The organism is Ensifer sp. LC11 (assembly GCF_001695835.1).
Classification (GTDB): domain Bacteria; phylum Pseudomonadota; class Alphaproteobacteria; order Rhizobiales; family Rhizobiaceae; genus Ensifer.
In genome coordinates, this window is sequence record NZ_MBSO01000037.1 from 24405 (window position 1) to 41706 (window position 17302).

The 17302-nt window shown below is 62.6% G+C and carries 19 protein-coding genes and 1 tRNA gene; 10 read left to right on the forward strand and 10 right to left on the reverse strand.

All coding sequences use genetic code 11. From position 1 onward, the window contains the following. Positions 1-28 precede the first annotated feature (28 nt). Entirely contained in the window at positions 29-2737 is a 2709-nt protein-coding gene (secA, locus tag BBX50_RS23070; protein ID WP_065777657.1) for a preprotein translocase subunit SecA, read from the forward strand. A gap of 100 nt (positions 2738-2837) precedes the next feature. Here the strand turns inward: secA and BBX50_RS23075 are convergent, their stop codons facing one another. Both BBX50_RS23075 and BBX50_RS23080 read right to left on the reverse strand, forming a co-directional pair. After that, positions 2838-3311 carry a Clp protease N-terminal domain-containing protein gene (locus BBX50_RS23075; RefSeq protein WP_201723512.1) on the reverse strand — a complete coding sequence of 158 codons (474 nt, stop codon included), beginning with the start codon at positions 3309-3311 and terminating at the stop codon, positions 2838-2840. Between the two features lie 44 nt (positions 3312-3355). Further along, positions 3356-3577, reverse strand: a complete 222-nt coding sequence (locus tag BBX50_RS23080; RefSeq protein WP_065777659.1) for a hypothetical protein — start codon at positions 3575-3577, stop codon at positions 3356-3358. 211 nt (positions 3578-3788) lie between these two features. On the opposite strand from BBX50_RS23080, the gene BBX50_RS23085 reads away from it, so the two are divergent. Both BBX50_RS23085 and BBX50_RS23090 read left to right on the forward strand, forming a co-directional pair. Continuing rightward, on the forward strand, positions 3789-5180 hold the full coding sequence (locus BBX50_RS23085; RefSeq protein ID WP_065777660.1) for a lipopolysaccharide biosynthesis protein: 1392 nt from the start codon (positions 3789-3791) through the stop codon (positions 5178-5180). After that, complete coding sequence (locus BBX50_RS23090) at positions 5177-6451, forward strand: GNAT family N-acetyltransferase (RefSeq protein ID WP_065777661.1); 1275 nt, start codon at positions 5177-5179, stop codon at positions 6449-6451. The genes BBX50_RS23085 and BBX50_RS23090 overlap by 4 nt, the downstream gene beginning before the upstream one ends. A 36-nt stretch (positions 6452-6487) precedes the next feature. On the opposite strand, the gene BBX50_RS23095 is transcribed toward BBX50_RS23090, so the two are convergent. The 5 genes from BBX50_RS23095 to BBX50_RS23115 form a co-directional block, all read right to left on the reverse strand. Next, positions 6488-8149, reverse strand: a complete 1662-nt coding sequence (locus BBX50_RS23095; protein ID WP_065777662.1) for an AMP-binding protein — start codon at positions 8147-8149, stop codon at positions 6488-6490. A gap of 146 nt (positions 8150-8295) precedes the next feature. Beyond that, entirely contained in the window at positions 8296-8883 is a 588-nt protein-coding gene (locus tag BBX50_RS23100; protein ID WP_065777663.1) for a TetR/AcrR family transcriptional regulator, read from the reverse strand. Between the two features lie 5 nt (positions 8884-8888). Further along, on the reverse strand, positions 8889-9197 hold the full coding sequence (locus tag BBX50_RS23105; RefSeq protein ID WP_065777664.1) for a DUF3817 domain-containing protein: 309 nt from the start codon (positions 9195-9197) through the stop codon (positions 8889-8891). Positions 9198-9205: 8 nt separating this feature from the next. Continuing rightward, complete coding sequence (locus tag BBX50_RS23110; protein WP_244513218.1) at positions 9206-9727, reverse strand: CopD family protein; 522 nt, start codon at positions 9725-9727, stop codon at positions 9206-9208. A gap of 174 nt (positions 9728-9901) precedes the next feature. Further along, positions 9902-9986: transfer RNA gene (locus BBX50_RS23115), tRNA-Leu, on the reverse strand. A gap of 214 nt (positions 9987-10200) precedes the next feature. On the opposite strand from BBX50_RS23115, the gene BBX50_RS23120 reads away from it, so the two are divergent. Beyond that, complete coding sequence (locus BBX50_RS23120) at positions 10201-10713, forward strand: disulfide bond formation protein B (RefSeq protein WP_065777666.1); 513 nt, start codon at positions 10201-10203, stop codon at positions 10711-10713. A 63-nt stretch (positions 10714-10776) separates the two neighbouring features. Here BBX50_RS23120 and BBX50_RS23125 read toward each other — a convergent pair whose 3' ends face one another. Together BBX50_RS23125 and BBX50_RS23130 are read right to left on the reverse strand one after the other, a co-directional pair. Next, a complete protein-coding gene (locus BBX50_RS23125) occupies positions 10777-11334 on the reverse strand; it encodes an HNH endonuclease (protein ID WP_034797858.1) in 558 nt (185 codons plus the stop codon). A gap of 107 nt (positions 11335-11441) precedes the next feature. Next, positions 11442-12089 (reverse strand): DNA-3-methyladenine glycosylase, encoded by a 648-nt coding sequence (locus BBX50_RS23130; RefSeq protein WP_065777667.1) that lies wholly within the window; start codon positions 12087-12089, stop codon positions 11442-11444. Positions 12090-12107: 18 nt separating this feature from the next. Here BBX50_RS23130 and gluQRS point away from each other — a divergent pair, with 18 nt between their 5' ends. Beyond that, positions 12108-13025: a tRNA glutamyl-Q(34) synthetase GluQRS gene (gluQRS, locus tag BBX50_RS23135; protein ID WP_139108521.1), complete on the forward strand. Its 918-nt coding sequence runs from the start codon at positions 12108-12110 to the stop codon at positions 13023-13025. Here gluQRS and BBX50_RS23140 read toward each other — a convergent pair. Further along, complete coding sequence (locus tag BBX50_RS23140) at positions 13014-13922, reverse strand: YihY/virulence factor BrkB family protein (protein WP_065777669.1); 909 nt, start codon at positions 13920-13922, stop codon at positions 13014-13016. The genes gluQRS and BBX50_RS23140 overlap by 12 nt on opposite strands. 179 nt (positions 13923-14101) lie before the next feature. Here BBX50_RS23140 and BBX50_RS23145 point away from each other — a divergent pair, with 179 nt between their 5' ends. The 5 genes from BBX50_RS23145 to BBX50_RS23165 all read left to right on the forward strand — a co-directional run. Then, entirely contained in the window at positions 14102-14935 is an 834-nt protein-coding gene (locus BBX50_RS23145) for an SDR family oxidoreductase (protein ID WP_065777670.1), read from the forward strand. A gap of 25 nt (positions 14936-14960) precedes the next feature. Continuing rightward, complete coding sequence (locus BBX50_RS23150; protein ID WP_065777671.1) at positions 14961-15164, forward strand: twin transmembrane helix small protein; 204 nt, start codon at positions 14961-14963, stop codon at positions 15162-15164. A gap of 54 nt (positions 15165-15218) precedes the next feature. Further along, on the forward strand, positions 15219-15797 hold the full coding sequence (locus BBX50_RS23155; protein WP_065777672.1) for a cob(I)yrinic acid a,c-diamide adenosyltransferase: 579 nt from the start codon (positions 15219-15221) through the stop codon (positions 15795-15797). 75 nt (positions 15798-15872) lie between these two features. Further along, on the forward strand, positions 15873-16664 hold the full coding sequence (locus BBX50_RS23160; protein ID WP_065777673.1) for a rhomboid family intramembrane serine protease: 792 nt from the start codon (positions 15873-15875) through the stop codon (positions 16662-16664). Between the two features lie 291 nt (positions 16665-16955). Beyond that, positions 16956-17302: electron transfer flavoprotein subunit beta/FixA family protein (locus BBX50_RS23165; RefSeq protein WP_139108846.1), on the forward strand; the 347-nt coding region annotated here is incomplete at its 3' end.

The following is a 17302-nucleotide window of genomic DNA, read 5'->3' on the forward strand; positions in this document are numbered from 1 at the left end:
AGGCAACAAAAAAGAAAGGACCATTCGTATGGTCAGTCTCGGCGGCCTAGCCCGCAAGTTGTTTGGCTCTTCCAACGAGCGCCGTGTGCGTGGCTACAAGGCCAGAGTGGACGCCATCAACGCACTTGAAGCCGACATGAAGGCTTTGTCGGATGAGGCACTCGCCGCCAAGACCGCGGAGTTCCGCAAGCAACTGGAAGAGGGCAAGACGCTCGACGACCTGCTGGTTCCGGCCTTTGCGGTTGCCCGCGAAGCGGCCCGCCGCGTGCTTGGCCTGCGCCCGTTCGACGTCCAGCTCATCGGCGGCATGATCCTGCACGAACGCGCGATCGCCGAAATGAAGACCGGTGAAGGCAAGACGCTCGTCGCAACGCTTCCGGTGTACCTGAACGCGCTTGCCAGCAAGGGCGTACACGTGGTCACGGTCAACGACTACCTCGCCCAGCGCGACGCCGGCACGATGGGCCGCGTCTACAGCTTCCTTGGCATGTCGACCGGCGTCATCGTCCATGGGCTGACCGACGAGCAGCGCCGTGACGCCTATGCCTGCGACATCACTTACGCGACCAACAACGAGCTCGGCTTCGACTACCTGCGCGACAACATGAAGTACGAGCGCTCCCAGATGGTGCAGCGCGGCCACTTCTTCGCCATTGTCGACGAAGTGGACTCGATTCTCGTCGACGAAGCGCGCACGCCGCTGATCATCTCCGGTCCGCTCGACGACCGCTCCGATCTCTACAATACGATCAACGAATTCATCCCGCTGCTTTCGCCCGAGGACTACGAAATCGACGAGAAGCAGCGCTCGGCCAACTTCTCCGAGGAAGGCACGGAGAAGCTGGAAAACCTGTTGCGCGAGGCGGGCCTGCTCAAGGGTGAATCGCTTTACGACATCGAAAACGTCGCGATCGTCCACCACGTCAACAACGCGCTGAAGGCTCACAAGCTGTTCCAGCGCGACAAGGACTACATCGTGCGCAACGGCGAGATCGTCATCATCGACGAATTCACCGGCCGCATGATGCCCGGTCGCCGCTACTCCGAAGGCCAGCACCAGGCGCTTGAAGCCAAGGAAAAGGTGCAGATCCAGCCCGAGAACCAGACACTCGCCTCGATCACCTTCCAGAACTACTTCCGCATGTATTCCAAGCTCGGCGGCATGACCGGTACCGCTGCCACCGAAGCGGAAGAATTCGGCAACATTTACGGGCTCGAAGTGATCGAGGTTCCGACCAACCTGCCGATCAAGCGCATCGACGAGGACGACGAGGTCTACCGCACCCAGGGCGAGAAGCTCAAAGCCATCATCGACGAGATCAAGTCGGCGCACGAGCGCGGCCAGCCGATGCTGGTCGGCACGACCTCGATCGAAAAGTCCGAACAGCTTGCCGATCTCCTGAAAAAGTCCGGCTTTGCCAACTTCCAGGTGCTGAACGCCCGCTACCACGAGCAGGAAGCCTTCATCGTCGCCCAGGCCGGCGTACCCGGCGCCGTCACCATCGCCACCAACATGGCCGGTCGCGGCACCGACATCCAGCTCGGCGGCAACATCGACATGCGCATCCAGCAGGAGCTTGCCGAGGTCGAGCCAGGCCCGGAACGCGACCAGCGCATCGAAGCGATCCGCACCGAAGTGCAGAAGCTGAAAGAGCAGGCGCTCGCCGCCGGCGGCCTCTACGTTCTGGCGACCGAGCGCCACGAAAGCCGCCGCATCGACAACCAGCTCCGTGGCCGTTCCGGCCGCCAGGGCGACCCCGGTCGCTCGAAGTTCTACCTGTCGCTCCAGGACGACCTGATGCGCATCTTCGGCTCTGACCGCATGGACAGCATGCTGCAGAAGCTGGGCCTCAAGGAAGGCGAAGCGATCGTTCATCCCTGGATCAACAAGGCACTCGAACGGGCGCAAAAGAAGGTCGAAGCCCGCAACTTCGACATCCGAAAGAACCTACTGAAATACGACGACGTTCTCAACGACCAGCGCAAGGTGATCTTCGAGCAGCGTATCGAGCTGATGGATGCGGTCAGCGTCACTGAAACCGTGACCGACATGCGCACCGACGTCGTCGAGGACATGGTCAGCAAGCGCATCCCTGCAAAGGCCTATGCCGAGCAGTGGGATGTTGCAGGCCTCAAGGCCGACGTGCAGCAATACCTCAATCTCGACCTGCCGATCACCGAATGGGCGGCAGAGGAAGGCATCGACGAAAACGATATCCTCGAGCGTGTTACCGCCGCTGCCGAGAAGGAAGCCGCCGACCGCGCCGAGCGTTTCGGCCCGGAGATCATGCAGTATGTCGAACGCTCGGTCGTGCTGCAGACGCTCGACCATCTCTGGCGCGAGCACATCGTCAACCTCGACCACCTGCGCTCCGTCATCGGCTTCCGCGGCTACGCCCAGCGTGATCCGCTGCAGGAATACAAGTCCGAAGCCTTCGAGCTATTCCAGGCCCTGCTCGGCAACCTGCGTCAGGCGGTGACGGCACAACTCATGCGCGTCGAACTGGTGCGCGAAGCAGCCGAAGCGCCGCAGCCGGTCCCGCCGGCGATGCACGGTCACCATATCGACCCGCTGACCGGTGAGGACGACTTCGGCGGCGGAACGCTTCTGGCCGCACCGCCGGTGCAGCGCGACGCGACCAACCCACTGTCCTGGGGCAAGGTCTCGCGCAACGAGCTCTGCCCCTGCGGCTCTGGCAAGAAGTACAAGCACTGCCACGGCATCTACGAGGCGTAACAGACGCCAAAGTGCGCGAAGCCTTTTTTTCCGCACCCTTGTTCAATCGGATAATGCCGCCTCTATGGCGGCATTCTCATTTTCAAGCCTGCTTGCTGATCTATGCCTTCGCGTGGCCGTTTTCAGCGATCGCATCGGCCGCGGATCTCAGGACGACGGCATCGACGCCCAGGGCGCGGAGCGCTCGCGCTGCCACACCATGCGACATGCCTGCGACGATTCCGACGACATGAGCACCGAGCAGCGGGCGGTGATCCTTCCGGCTTGCCGCCAGTTCCTGCATGATTTCCCGGCCCGAGGAAGCAGCCTGATAGAAACCCGGACTTGCCGAAATCGGCATGTCGGCCGGTGTATCCGCTTTCAGGCCGATCAAGCGAAGGGCATCGACATACTGCCGTTCGATCGCGGCTCTCAAGGCGTCAGGCTCTACACCCGACTGCTCGAAGGCGAGGCGCGCAGTACCGTCAGGCAGATCGAGCGCAGCCAACAGGAAATGCTCGGCCCCGGGTTCCCGCTGCTGGTCCAGCAAGGCGTAGGTTTCCGCACGCTCGCAGAGAAGCTTGATGGTGCTCATGTTACTGAGCTTCGATTTGATTGCTTGGAACATCGCAAATCCCCTTATGTGGAACTGTCGTCCGCCGCCACGTCCGAAAGTCGCTTGTGGGCGGCCTGCTTGGTGATCCCGAGGGCTTGGGCGATCCTGGACCACGGCCAGCCTTGGCGCAGCGCTGATCGCACGGCCTGGCGCTCGATGCGGTCCGCCAGTCGGCGCAGAGCAACGACAGCGGCGAGCGCTTCGTCAGGGTCGGTCGGAACGGTAATGTCGTGCAGGTCAACCATGCGTCAACCTTAGTTGACGATACCCGCCTTGTCAACTAAGGTTGACGGCAATTAGGGCGCCTGCTGCCACCGCCGTCAATCGGCATGTCTGGCCCTTTGCTACAACCGCACTGAACCGTTTGTTAACGCTGTTCTGGCAGTACTGAGACCCTGTATTGCGTAATCTCAGGGTGTCCTCGTGTTCATGGCGGTATGTCAAACGGCCGGACGAATGCTGCCGTCGGCGCTGAGACACCGCCTCTGTGCGTTGATTGGCGGGCTCGTCGCGATTTTGACCGGTTCCGACGCAAAGAGCACGGCTCGGCGCATGGCGCTGGTCGCCTTCACCGTCCGCATCGTCAGCGCTGCAATCGCCTTCCTGTCGCAGATCATTCTCGCGCGGCTGATGGGTGAGTTCGAATACGGCATCTTCGTCTTCGTCTGGGTCCTCGTCATCCTTTTCGGCAGCCTTTCCTGCGTCGGTTTTCACTCCGTCGTGATCCGCTTCCTGCCGGAGTATCAGGCAACGGCGGCCATGGACGAGATCCGTGGGGTAACGACGACGGTGCGTGTCTTCGCACTGACCTCCGCCACTGCGGTCGCCATCGTCGGGCTGATCGGCCTCTGGCTGTTTGGTGTGCACATCGAGGCCTATTACCTCGTGCCTCTCTATCTCGGGCTGTTCACCCTGCCGATGATCTCGCTTGGCGATGTCATGGACGGGACGGCGCGGGCTCATGGCTGGGCGCTCTCCGCCTTGAGCCCCACCTTCATCATTCGACCGTTGCTGGTCCTCATCTTCATGGTGCTGGCCGTCGTAGCGGGCGCGCCGCACACGGCTAAGACCGCCATGGTCGCGGCCATGGCCGCGACCTATGTGACCACCATCTCGCAATTCCTGGTGCTGACCTATCGGCTGCGCTCGCGTTATGTGCAAGGACCGCGACGCATCGAGCTTCGCCGCTGGCTCAAGGTTTCGATCCCCGTCTTCATGGTCGACGGCTTCGGCTTCCTTTTGACCAATTCCGATGTGGTGATCGTCGGCCTCTATCTCGAACCGGATGACGTCGGCATCTATTTCGCGGCCGCCAAGACCATGGCGCTGGTGCATTTCGTCATGTTTGCCGTCAAGGCGGCGGCCGGCCCGCGCGTCTCGAATGCCATGGCCCGCGATCCCTCCCAGATTGCCGGTATCGCCATAGAAAGCGCGCGCTGGGCCTTCTGGCCGTCACTGCTGGTCGGCGCGCTTGTCCTTCTGGCCGGGCCGCTCCTGCTTTCGCTCTTCGGCCCCGCCTTCGTCACCGGGCTGCCGCTGATGATGATCCTCTTTGCCGGCATCCTCGCCAAGGCCTTCGTCGGCCCGGCCGAGACGCTGCTGACGATGGCGGGCCAGCAGACGCTCTGCGTCGTCCTTTACGCCGGCGCGCTTTTGGCCAACATCGCGCTCAATCTGAGCCTCATCCCTCAGTTCGGACTGAGCGGCGCTGCTTTTGCAACCGCTGGTGCAATGTTTATCGAGGCGATGTTGCTGCATATCGCCGTCCGACATACTTTCGGCTTCGCGCTCTTCGCCTTCGCAAGTGCCCGGGCCGGCAATGATAACAACGGGGCTGTCCATCCATGATCGGCAATACCAACCTTCCGAGCGATGCAAACAGCCGGGCCGCACGGGTTCTGGGCGGACTGGAGCAGGGTGGCGACAGCGGCCCCATCGCGGAGCATATGATCGAGGTCGGCCGCCCCGGTCGCCACCTTGCCATCTACCCGGCCAAGGCCGGTTACGAGTTGCAGCGCGAGCTCGACTTCCTGTCCAACCGGGCGCTCGAACCAAACGTCTTCTTCACCGGCCGCTTCCTTGCTCCCGCAATGCCGCGCCTCGAAGAGCGCGTCATCCGGCTCGCGATCATGCGCGACAACGACGAGCGCCGCAGTCGTCTGCGCTTCCTGATGCCGTTTTCGATCGAAAAGCCCGGCTTCTCGATCGGCGCACCGATCATCCGCGCCTGGTCGAACCCCTTCGGCCCGCTCGGCGTGCCGCTGCTCGACGCCGAGGACGCGGCCGAGACCATCGACAACCTGTTCGAAGCCTTTGCAGCACCGGCGACGGGCCTGCCATCGATCCTGGTGCTTCCCGACATGCGCCTCAACGGCAAGGTCGCCCGCCTCACCCGCGCCGTCGCTATCGGCCGCAACCTGCCTTTGACGGTGACCGACACCTTCAGCCGGCCGATGCTCGAAAGCCTGCTCGACGGCCCGACCTACCTGCGCAACGCCATCAGTTCGGCGCATTTCCGCGAGCTGCGCCGGCAGTGGAACAATCTCGAAAAACAGGGTGAACTCACCTACTCGGTCGCCCGGCAGCCTGCAGAGGTCCGGCTGCGCATGGAAGAGTTCCTGGCGCTCGAAGCATCCGGGTGGAAGGGCAAGGGCCGCAGCGCCATGGTGCTCGATCGCTTCCGCGCGGCCTTTGCCCGCGAGGCGATCACCAATCTCGCCGACGGCGACAGCGTCCGCATCCATACGCTGGATCTGGACGGCAAGGCGATCGCCTCGATGGTCGTGTTCCTGATGTCGGGCGAGGCCTATACCTGGAAAACCGCCTATGACGAGCGTTATGCCAAGTTCTCGCCGGGCAAGCTGCTCTTGGCCGAGCTGACGGAATGGCACCTCGACGATGCCAACATCGCCCGCTCCGATTCCTGTGCCGTGCCCGATCACCCGATCATGAGCCGGTTCTGGCAGGAACGCGAGGACATGGGCACGCTGGTGATCGGCCTGCAACAGACCCGCGACCGCGAAGTGCGCCAGGTGGCAGCCCAGCTCCACCTCTACCGCAACACCCGCAACATGGCGCGGATCCTGCGTGACAAGATCAAGGCGCTGGCTGGACGCTAGGGCGCCCTCGGTTCACGTCAAAGCGTAAAAGCGGCGTCACGACACCGGCGTGCCGACGCCGTCGCCGCGCGCTTCCGCTGCCGCCTGCTCGCGCAGGAACCGGCGGATAACCTTGCCCGACGTCGTCAGCGGCAGGCTGTCGACGAAGGCGATTTCGCGCGGATATTCGTGCATCGAAAGCCGGGTCTTCACCCATTCGCGGATGGACATCGCGACGCGCTCGTCGCCGGCAACACCGGGCCGCAGCACCACATAGGCCTTGACGATCTCGGTGCGCACCGGATCCGGCTTGCCGACGGCGGCGGCCAGTTGCACATCGGGGTGACCGGCAAGGCAATCCTCGATCTCGCCCGGGCCGATGCGATAGCCCGACGAGGTGATGACGTCGTCGTCGCGGCCGAAGAAGGTGAAATAGCCTTCCTCGTCCATCACGCCCTGATCGCCCGTCGTCATCCAGTCGCCGATGAACTTTTTCTCGGTCGCCGCCTCGTTGCCCCAATAGCCGAGGAACATCACCGGATCCGGCCGTTTCACCGCCACTTGGCCAACGCTCCCGGCCGGCAGTTCCCGGCCCTCGCCATCGATGATCGCCACCCGATGACCGGGTGCCGCCTTGCCCATCGATCCCGGTTTGACGACGCCGAGATCAGCGGCCGACGAGATGACGATGTTGCATTCGGTCTGGCCGTAGAACTCGCTGACGTCGAGCCCCAATGCCGCCTTCGCCCATTCATAGGTTTCGCGGCCGAGGGATTCACCGGCCGAACCGATGGTCCTGAGATTGAGCCGGTAGCGTTCACGCGGCTTTTCCACCGCCTTCATCAGCCGGAGCGCCGTCGGCGGAATGAAGGCATTGCGCACGTCCATTTCTTCCAGGATGCGAAATGCCATATGCGGATCGAACTTTTGAGCCGGCGACGACACGACCGGAACACCATGAAGCAGCGACGGCAGCAGCGCGTTGAGCAGGCCCCCGGCCCAGGCCCAGTCGGCCGGCGTCCACATCCGGTCACCCGGTTGTGGCAGGAAGTGATGATGAAACTCGAAACCCGGCAGGTGGCCGAGCAGCACCCGGTGCCCGTGCAGCGCGCCCTTCGGCGGACCGGTGGTGCCGGACGTGTAGATCATCAATGCCGGGTCGTCGGGGCCGGTATCGGCTGGCACAAAACCCGACGGGTCGCCGGATGCGAGCGCTGAAAAAGCAATCGTGCCGGGATGGGGCACATCCTCCGCCAGCACCACCAGACGCAGCTCCGGCAACCGGTCGCGGATTTCGGCGATGCGCTCGAAACCGAAGCCGTTGGTGACAACAGCCGAAACGCCCGCGTCACGCAGCCGGTATTCGAGCGCCTCGACGCCGAAGAGCAGCGCGAGCGGCAGGGCAATCGCGCCGTGCTTGTAGATCGCCGCATGGGCGATCGCGGTTTCGAAGCCCTGCGGCAACAGGATCGCGACGCGCTCGCCCGGCGCTATGCCCTCCCCCGCAAACCCCTTTGCAAAGGCCGAGGATTGCCGGGCGAATTCGCCATAGGTCAGCGCCAGATGCGCGCCATCGGGACTAAAATGCTGAAGACAGACGCGCTCCGGATCACGCAGCGCCCAAGCGTCGCTGACGGCGACGCCAATGTTGAACCTCTCCGGGATCTGCCATTGGAAGGCGCGGTAGAGTTCGTCGTAGGTCTCTATTCTCGGTAACATGACGCTGCCATGACAGTTTTGTGCTGCAGCGCACCTAACACCTTCGCCGACCTCTGTTCAATCACCGGCCGACACCGATCTGTCCGTCTTGCCGCAAGTGAAGAACATTTGGGGCACTGCCCGGAGAGAAGCGCACCACCGCTGCTTCAGCCCCGCGGCGCCTCGGCGAGAAGCGCCCTGATGTGACTCAGAATGCGCCGGAAGCCGTCGATCCCACCTCCGCCGCGGGCAAACAGTACCGCCCCCTGCCACGCCGCCGTCACGATCGCAGCGCGCGAGGCCGCCTGCTCCGCCTGCCACCCCATCTCGACGAGATTTTTAGTAAGCAGCCTTTCGGTGTCCGCAAGGACTGCAGCCGCCAGGTCCCGCATGGCTGCAGTCGTCGTCAAGGGGTCGCCGATCGTCTGCCCCACCGGACAACCGATGATGTCCCCCTGGGCCGCGTAAAAAGTTTCGATCTCGGAGAACACCCGCTCGATCCGCTGTGACGGCGAGAGCTCGACGTCTTCGAGGATCGGCAGCGTCTCGGTGCGGAAATACCTGACCGCCTGTTCGAACAGCGCTTCGAACAGGGCGGCCTTGTTTGGAAAGTGATGGGTGATCTTGCCGAGCGATATGCCGAGCGCCGTGGTAATTTCTGAAAAGGAGGATGCTGCGTAGCCGCGAACGAAAACCAGCCGCCCGGCCGCGTCAAGGATCTCCTCCCGCGTGCGAAGCCCCTTGTCGTAACCCACTTTGCCTACCTCCCGGATGTGATCGAACGCCGGAAGTACCAGAATGTCCCGCCCGGCAGGAAGCTGAACAGCACCGCCTTGCCGGCCCAGCCACGGGGTTGATCGCGCAATGCCAGTTCATTGATGACAGCCCAGATGTAGGTGAGGAAGGCCAGTCCGTGCAGAGGGCCGAGCCAACGCGTGACCTCGGCGATACCGAAACCGTGCTTCAGTGGCACGCCAACAAAGACGAGCAAGAGCAGAGTGGTTCCCTCGCCGATCGCGGCAATGCGCAGCAGGCGGGAGACTTGGTGGCGGGTTTCCTGTTCGGACATAAGCGATCTCACTTGATGATGGCGATGAAAATGATGGCGATGGTCAGCAACAGGCCGGCAAGCTGCAGGACGCGGATGCGAACGGCCGAAACATTCCGGTCGGCGCGGCGCAGCGAAGAGGCCGTTGCCGCGATAGCGCCGTGCAACCCAGTCATTGCGACTACGCAGGCAAGCTTGGCCTGAAACCAGGGCTCACCCAGCGTTTCCGGTCCGCGCAGGAAAAACAACGTTGCGCCCAACAGTAGGGCAACCAGCATTGCCGGGTTGACCACCAGGCGCAGGCTGCGCTGCTCAGCCACAGCCAACAGGTCCGCGCTGCCGCCAAGCACGAGCACCTGACGGTGGTTGCCGAGTTGAGCAGCAAGCAGACATTGTCCCCCGAGCCAGATGGTGACCGAAGCAACATGCGCCGCCTTGATCCAGAGGTAAAAAGGGAAAATCAAATCGAGCATCGCCAGCTCCAAAACAAAAAGATCATTCTGTTTGTTGTCGAATTGAGGGCGGATGTCACTGCGACAAATCGGCAGCACGGTGAGCAAGGTGGGTAATCAGAGGTGGCCAACGGCTGGCAGTTTGGCCGACGAGAACAACGATGGCCGGAGCGATCGAGAATTCAACGATCAGGACACGCCGCCGTCGCAGCGCGTAGCGTTGGCAGCAACAGCAGCGACGAAATGGTATTTTGTGACGTGAATGCCGTGTGGTGGTGCCCCATGCCGGGGTCGAACCAGCACTCCTTTCGGAACTCGATTTTGAGTCGAGCGCGTCTACCAATTCCGCCAATGGGGCTCAGGGAAGTGCGATATCAGCGGGTCGGATTTACACGAAGGATTTCGCCGCGGTCAACCATCATTTTCAGGATGTCCGAAGACAATCACGAAAGCGTGCGGACCTGTCGCGGCCAGCGCGATTTACAGCGTGGCCGATCCTGCCTAAGAAGGCGCCATCCAGTTTGCATTGCGGCATGGCCCCATACCCAAGGCCCGCCGCCCGCGAGGTATAGATGATCGACGCCGCCACCACCTCCCGCCACCATCTCTTCCTCGCCGTTCTCGTGACGCTCGGCATGGCGGTGACCGTCGGCGGGGCGCTGGGTTTCGAACATGTCGGCGGCTACATCCCGTGTGCGCTCTGCCTCCTGCAGCGCGATCCCTATTACTACGGCATTCCGCTCGGTGTTCTGGCCGTGATCACCAGCGCGCTGAAACTGCCTGCGTGGACGACGCGCACTCTGCTTCTGGCCGTCGGCATCCTGATGCTCGTCGGCGCCGGCATGGGCGTCTATCACTCGGGCGCCGAATGGGGCTTCTGGGAAGGGCCGTCGACCTGCGCCACCACGGCACAGGGCGTCTCGTCCAACGTCGGCGACCTGCTCGGCGACCTCGATTCGAAGCATGCCCCGTCCTGCACCGAAGCCGCCCTGCGGGTGCTCGGCCTTTCCTTTGCGGGATGGAACGTAATCGCCAGCCTCATCCTCGCAGCGATCGCTTTGCGCGGCGCTGCCAAGGCGCGCTGACGACCGCGCACACTTCGCCTGACCCTGCTTTGGGCCTGGTCCGGCAAGAGGATACGAACAGCTTCAGGGCTGCAGTTCGACGTCCCAGTAGAGATAGTCCATCCAGCTTTCATGCAGATGGTTCGGCGGGAAGAGCCGGCCGTTGTTGTGCAGGTCCTGCACCGTCGGCTGGAAAGGCCTCTGGTGCGGGAACATGCCGGCTTGCTTCGGCAGTTTGCTGCCCTTGCGCAGATTGCAGGGCGAGCAGGCTGCGACGACGTTGTCCCAGGTCGTCTGGCCGCCGTGAGCGCGGGGCACCACGTGATCAAAGGTGAGATCGTCGGGCGAACCGCAATACTGGCATTCGAATTTATCGCGCAGGAACACGTTGAACCGGGTGAAGGCCGGGTGGCGTGACGGCTGCACGTAGCTCTTGAGGCAAACAACGCTCGGCAGTCGCATCGAGAAACTCGGAGACGACACCGAATGTTCGTATTCGGCAAGGATATTTACGCGGTCAAGGAAGACGGCCTTGATCGCGTCCTGCCAGGACCAAAGCGACAAGGGGTAGTAACTGAGCGGCCGATAGTCAGCGTTCAAGACGAGCGCTGGTAAGGCCTGAGGTGAGACTGCAATCGTCAAGCGTATTCTCCTGATCGATTCGGCATCTGCACCTTCTATATTAGGCCCGTTGCAACAGGATTGTGAAGCCGGAAACAAAAATGCGTGCGCTGGATTCGCTTTTTCCTTCAAGGTGTCACGGGAGCAGCATCGCGGCGCATTTCCTGCGCATAATAGGCCCAGAACAGACGGGCAGCGATACTGCGCCAGGGCGACCAGGAGGAGGCGAGCGAATCAATTTCGCGGGCCGTCGGACGCAGGTCGAGGCCCAACCCGTGACCAATGGCGTTCTGCAGCGCGATGTCGCCGGAGGGAAAGACATCCGGGTGACCGGCGCAGAACAGGAGATAGACCTCAGCCGTCCAGCGCCCCACCCCCTTGATCGCCGTCAGTTCCCGAATTGCTTCCGCCGCATCGACATTGCAGATCGCATCGAGATCGATGTCACCGCCAGCCACCACCTCCGCCACCCGCCGCAACGCGTCCGCCTTGGCGCGTGACAGCCCGATCGCCCGGCAGTCCTCGTCGGAAAGCGACAGCACCCCGGTGGCGGTAACGTTTCCGAGCTTTTCCTCCATGCGCCGCCAGATCGCCGCCGCGCTCGCCTTCGAGACCATTTGCGACACGATGATGCTGGCAAGGCCGCGGTAGCCGGGATCGGTCCGCCGAAGCGGTACCGGCCCGGCCCGGGCGACGACATGTCCGAGGCGCGCATCGAGCATCACCAGACCGCAGAGCCCGGCCTCGATATCCTCATGTGTCCGGATGATCCGCATGACGCCTCCACAAAGCGGATGATTTTTATACCCCTTCCATGGCAAAGGGAAAGGATGCCAGATGCGCCACCCGTTTTCCGCTTTGCCCCCAGCTCGAATGGCCTGCTCCACCTCGGCCATGCGCTGTCTGCGGTCGTAAACCACGACATGGCGAAAGCGTCCCGCGGTCGGTTCCTGCTGCGCATCGAGGATATCGACCAGACCCGCTGCCGCCAGGAGTTCGAGACGGCCATCTTCGAGGATCTTGCTTGGCTCGGCCTTGACTGGGAGCAGCCCGTCCGCCGCCAGTCCGACCATCTCGACGCCTATGCCTCGGCACTGACGCGGCTGAACGAACTCGGCGTCGTCTACCCCTCGATCATGACCCGCGGCGAGATCAAGGCAGCGGTCACCGAAGCCGAAGCCGGCGGCAAACCTTGGCCGCGCGACCCGGACGGTAGCCCGCTCTATCCAGGCCGCGAGCGTGCTCTCCCACCTGCCGATCGTACCGCTCTGCTTTCAACCGGCAAGCCCTATGCCTGGCGGCTCGACATGCAGAAGGCGCTCGGCCTCTTGGGCGAGGATCGCCTGACCTGGATCGAGAGCGGCAGCGGCCCTGACGGCGAAGCCGGCACCATCGTCGCGGATCCCGGCGCCTGGGGTGACGTCATCCTGTCGCGCTCCGATGCGCCGTCGAGCTATCATCTGTCCGTTGTCGTCGACGACGCGCTGCAGGGCATCACCCATGTCGTGCGCGGCCGTGATCTCTACCACGCAACCGCGGTTCACCGGCTGCTGCAGCGGCTTCTGGACCTGCCGGAGCCGCTTTATCACCATCACCGGCTGATCCTTGGCGCAGATGGCCGCAAGCTCTCCAAGAGCAATCAGGATACCGGCATCGCGGCGTTCCGCGCCGCGGGCCACACGCCCGCAGAGGTCCGGGCCCTAATCGGCTAGATCCGGTTCGTCACGACTAGCCTCACTGCCATTGCGCAGCTGAAAGCTGCGCCGCACCATTCGCTTGACCCGGTATTTGAGGATCGCCGCGTTGATCTCGGCGCCGATGATGAAGATCGCCGCGATCATGTAGAGAAACACGAGCACGATCATGATCGAGGCAAGGCCCGCATAGGTCGAGACATAGGTGGCAAAGGTCGTCAAATAGGACGCAAAGGCATAGGCACCGATCGTCCAGCAGACGAGCGTCAGCACGATGCCGGGCAGAACGTCGATCACCTTGCGGTGACCGTCGGGCAGCCAGAGATGCGACACCAGCAGCCCGCCGGTCAGAACGATCAAGGCAAGCGGCAGGCTCCAGTTATCAACCGTCGCCAGCACGTCGCCAAGCCAGGGCCACCACTCGCCGGCATAGCGCACCGCCAAGGGTACCGCGACCAGAAGGATGCTGAGCGCCGCCAGGATCAGGACGCCCGCAAGCACGAAGCCGAGGCTCGCAAGCCGGGTCACATACCAGTAGCGGCTTTCAGAGACACGATAGGCGCGGTTGAGCGAGACACGCAGTGCCTCGACGCCGTTGGAGGCGAAATAGGCGGCCGCCAGAACCGAAACGGTCAACAGCCCGCCACGCGGGATCGTCAGTACCCTGACGATCTCGCCGGCGACGGGCTTGGCGATCGATTCCGGCCAGGCGTCGAAGATCAGATGCACCGCCGTTTCGGCAAACTGGTCAGCGCCGAGAAAGCTGCCGAGCGCGGTACCGAAAATCAGGAAGGGAAAGACGGCGAGCAGCGACGACAGCGCCACGTGGCTCGCCATCGCCCAACCGTCGTCGAGGCTGAAATGCCAGAGCGCATCGAACACGACTTTCCAGGTGATGCGTATAAACGCCGGCATTCCACTCCATTCCTGCTACACGCCGAGATCGGCCCCAAGACGACGACCGAAGCGTTCTTCCAAGGGCTCGCCACAATTCTGCGCGCAGCAACGCAGGCTGGTTCCAGCCGGCGCAATTCAATTGTATCCCGCCGATGAATATGGGAAACGGAGGCAGAATTTCTACAGGAATCGATCGGATGACTGATCGCCCCACAATCATTATCACCGGATGTTCGTCCGGGATCGGCGCCTATTGCGCCCGCGCCCTTAAGGCTGACGGCTGGCGGGTCTTTGCCACCGTGCGCCGGGAGGAGGATCGCCAGGCGCTGGAAAGCGACGGCATCGAGACCTTCCTGATGGACTACACCAAGCCGGAAACGATCGCAGCACTTGCGGATGCAGCGCTTGCACATTCCGGTGGCCGCATCGACGCGCTTTTCAACAACGGGGCCTACGGCCAGGCAGGTGCCGTCGAGGACCTGCCGGCTGAAGCACTCCGGCTACAGCTCGAGACCAACGTCATCGGCTGGCACGACCTGACGCGACGGGTGATCCCGTCGATGCGGGCGCGTGGGTATGGCCGCATCGTGCAGTGCTCCTCCATTCTCGGCATCGTGCCCTATCGCTGGCGTGGCGCCTACAACGCCTCCAAATTTGCGATCGAGGGCCTGTCGCTGACCCTCAAGATGGAACTGGCCGGCAGCGGCATCGAGGTCAGCCTCATCGAGCCGGGACCGATCGCCTCCAAGTTCACCACCAACGCCATCCCCTATATCGAGCGCTTCATCGACCTCAAGAACTCCGTGCACCGCGCCGAATATGAGCGGCAGATGCGCCGCCTCAGGGGCGAAAGCAAACCTGCGTCGGGCAAACTCGGTCCGGATGCGGTTTATGCAGTTTTAAAGCACGCGCTTACGGCAAAGAGACCGAAACCGCATTATATTGTAACAAGACCCGCAAAGCAGGGCGCGCTTTTGAAGAAGCTCCTGCCGGCGGCGTTGTTTTATCGCATCATTGGCCGATTTGGCTGAAGTAGACTTTGCAAGGAAGAGTTCGATGTCCAGCTTCTTTACCGGCCTGACCCTGTTCGTCATGGGCTTGGTCGTCATCGTCCTGATCCGCGGCCTGCTGAACATGGCCAGGGGCGGCAGCGGCAACACCTCCAACAAGCTGATGCAGGCCCGCGTGCTGCTGCAAGCGATCGCGATCGTCCTGATCATGGTGACGCTTTGGATCACCGGTGGCGGCCGCCCGACCTAAATGACGCAATTCCACACCTTTCCTGGAATTGCTCTAAAGGATCACGACGACGCGATGGTGAAGCTCAACAAGATTTACACCCGGACGGGCGACAACGGCACCACCGGGCTCGTCGCAGGTCCGCGCCGGCTCAAGAGCGACCTTCGTGTCGATGCCTATGGCGCCGTCGACGAAACCAACGCTTTCATCGGCCTGGCACGGCAGCAGACAGCCGGCATCGCCGATCTCGACGCGGCGCTGATGCGGATCCAGAACGATCTCTTTGATCTCGGCGCCGATCTCGCAACCCCCGACACCGGCGAGCCGCCGCAATACGAGCCGCTGCGCATCGTGGCGGCGCAGGTAACCTGGCTAGAAACCGAGATCGACCGGCTGAACGCCGAGCTTGAGCCCTTGCGCTCTTTCGTGCTCCCCGCCGGCAGCCCCGCCTCGGCTGCGCTTCATGTCGCCCGCACCGTCGCACGGCGGGCGGAACGGCAGATGGTGGCGCTCGCCAATGTCGCCGGCGAAATCGTCAGTTCAGAAGCGATCGCCTATATCAATCGCCTCTCCGATTTCCTGTTCGTCGCGGCGCGCTCAGCAAATGACAAGGGGCAAGCCGACGTCCTTTGGATTCCCGGAAAAAACAGATAACGTTGGCTTTGGCATCGTCGCCCGAGCCAGTTGGGGCGAGGCAAAAAGGCCGCGTCGAACGCTTCGGGAGAGAGAATGTTCATACCGCTTCACGACACGAACAGCCTGAAGCACATCAAGGTTCAGTACGTCACGATCAGCCTGATCGCGATCAACATCGTCGTGTGGCTGATCACTGGGCCGATCGCATCCGAGGAATTCGCCAACGCCGCGCTGCTCGGCTTCGGCTACATCCCGGCGCTCATCTTCGACTATGCCCAGCTCGATCCTTCGCTCGTCGTCGTTCCCGACGGGTTTACGTTCGTCACCTATTCGTTCCTGCATGGCGATTTCATGCATCTGGCCATGAACATGCTGTTCCTGTGGGTGTTCGGCGACAACGTCGAGGATGCGCTCGGACATTTCCGCTACCTCGTCTTCTATCTGCTCTGCGCTGCCGCCGGGGCGCTGGCACACGGGCTCTTGGACCCGGCCTCCGAAGCTCCGCTGATCGGCGCGTCCGGCGCGATCTCAGGGGTCGTCGCTGCCTATTTCCTGCTGCATCCGAAGGTGCGCGTCTGGGTTCTGGTGTTCTTCCGCATCCCGCTGCCCCTGCCTGCCGCCATCCCGCTTGCCTTCTGGATCGGCCAGCAGTTTTTCATGCTCGTGGTTGATCCCGGCAGCGGCGTCTCCTGGAGCGCCCATGTCGGCGGCATCGTCGCCGGCCTGGTGCTGGTGGTCGTTTTGCGACGCCGCGATGTGCCGCTTTTCGACCGCACGATCGTCACGCCGCGCGCCGTCCGGCACAAGGCAGAACCGGCGACACCAGGGCAACAGCCGCTGCCCGATGCGGCAAAACCGCCGATGCCCTGGGGTCGCCAGACCTGAGAAATCGGCTCCTGCTCCTATGCAGTCGGCGGGGATAACACAGGATTTCAAGGGCTTGCTTCCCTTCGCCCTTCTGTGGAACCGCCGGAGCAGAACGACCATTGAAGTGGCTTGCCTTCGGTCTTTCTTACGTGTACGTAAACGTCATTCCAATTCTCGGGGTTATATCGATTTAGCGCCATGCACAGCGATTGTAATTGGAGAAAAAACGCGTATCGATGTCGCCAACCGACAATCAGGCGGCTCCGTTAAGGCGCATTTTCCTGCGAAAGCTCTTGGAGGGAAGAATCCATGAAAATACTTGTGACGGTGAAGCGGGTGGTTGACTACAACGTCAAGATCCGCGTGAAGGCAGACGGTTCGGGCGTCGAGCTTGCGAACGTGAAGATGTCGATGAACCCGTTCGACGAAATCTCGGTCGAAGAGGCGCTCCGGCTGAAGGAAGCCGGCAAGGCCGAGGAAGTCGTCGTCGTCTCCGTCGGCCCGGCCAAGGCCGAAGAGACGCTGAGGACGGCGCTCGCCATGGGTGCTGACCGCGCCATCCTGGTCGAGACCGAAGACCAGGTCGAGCCGCTCGCCGTCGCCAAGATCGTCAAGGGCGTCGCCGAGGCCGAACAGCCGGGCCTGATCATCGTCGG

What these genes read in the sequence shown, in the direction of transcription:
- BBX50_RS23160 (WP_065777673.1), top strand. Translation starts at nt 15,873, where the DNA reads ATGTTCATACCGCTTCACGACACGAACAGCCTGAAGCACATCAAGGTT.
- gluQRS (WP_139108521.1), top strand. Translation starts at nt 12,108, where the DNA reads ATGATTTTTATACCCCTTCCATGGCAAAGGGAAAGGATGCCAGATGCG.
- BBX50_RS23095 (WP_065777662.1), bottom strand. Translation starts at nt 8,149, where the DNA reads ATGTTACCGAGAATAGAGACCTACGACGAACTCTACCGCGCCTTCCAA.
- BBX50_RS23130 (WP_065777667.1), bottom strand. Translation starts at nt 12,089, where the DNA reads ATGCGGATCATCCGGACACATGAGGATATCGAGGCCGGGCTCTGCGGT.
- secA (WP_065777657.1), top strand. Translation starts at nt 29, where the DNA reads ATGGTCAGTCTCGGCGGCCTAGCCCGCAAGTTGTTTGGCTCTTCCAAC.
- BBX50_RS23145 (WP_065777670.1), top strand. Translation starts at nt 14,102, where the DNA reads ATGACTGATCGCCCCACAATCATTATCACCGGATGTTCGTCCGGGATC.
- BBX50_RS23085 (WP_065777660.1), top strand. Translation starts at nt 3,789, where the DNA reads ATGCTGCCGTCGGCGCTGAGACACCGCCTCTGTGCGTTGATTGGCGGG.
- BBX50_RS23075 (WP_201723512.1), bottom strand. Translation starts at nt 3,311, where the DNA reads ATGAGCACCATCAAGCTTCTCTGCGAGCGTGCGGAAACCTACGCCTTG.
- BBX50_RS23080 (WP_065777659.1), bottom strand. Translation starts at nt 3,577, where the DNA reads ATGGTTGACCTGCACGACATTACCGTTCCGACCGACCCTGACGAAGCG.
- BBX50_RS23105 (WP_065777664.1), bottom strand. Translation starts at nt 9,197, where the DNA reads ATGTCCGAACAGGAAACCCGCCACCAAGTCTCCCGCCTGCTGCGCATT.
- BBX50_RS23090 (WP_065777661.1), top strand. Translation starts at nt 5,177, where the DNA reads ATGATCGGCAATACCAACCTTCCGAGCGATGCAAACAGCCGGGCCGCA.
- BBX50_RS23155 (WP_065777672.1), top strand. Translation starts at nt 15,219, where the DNA reads ATGGTGAAGCTCAACAAGATTTACACCCGGACGGGCGACAACGGCACC.
- BBX50_RS23120 (WP_065777666.1), top strand. Translation starts at nt 10,201, where the DNA reads ATGATCGACGCCGCCACCACCTCCCGCCACCATCTCTTCCTCGCCGTT.
- BBX50_RS23140 (WP_065777669.1), bottom strand. Translation starts at nt 13,922, where the DNA reads ATGCCGGCGTTTATACGCATCACCTGGAAAGTCGTGTTCGATGCGCTC.
- BBX50_RS23150 (WP_065777671.1), top strand. Translation starts at nt 14,961, where the DNA reads ATGTCCAGCTTCTTTACCGGCCTGACCCTGTTCGTCATGGGCTTGGTC.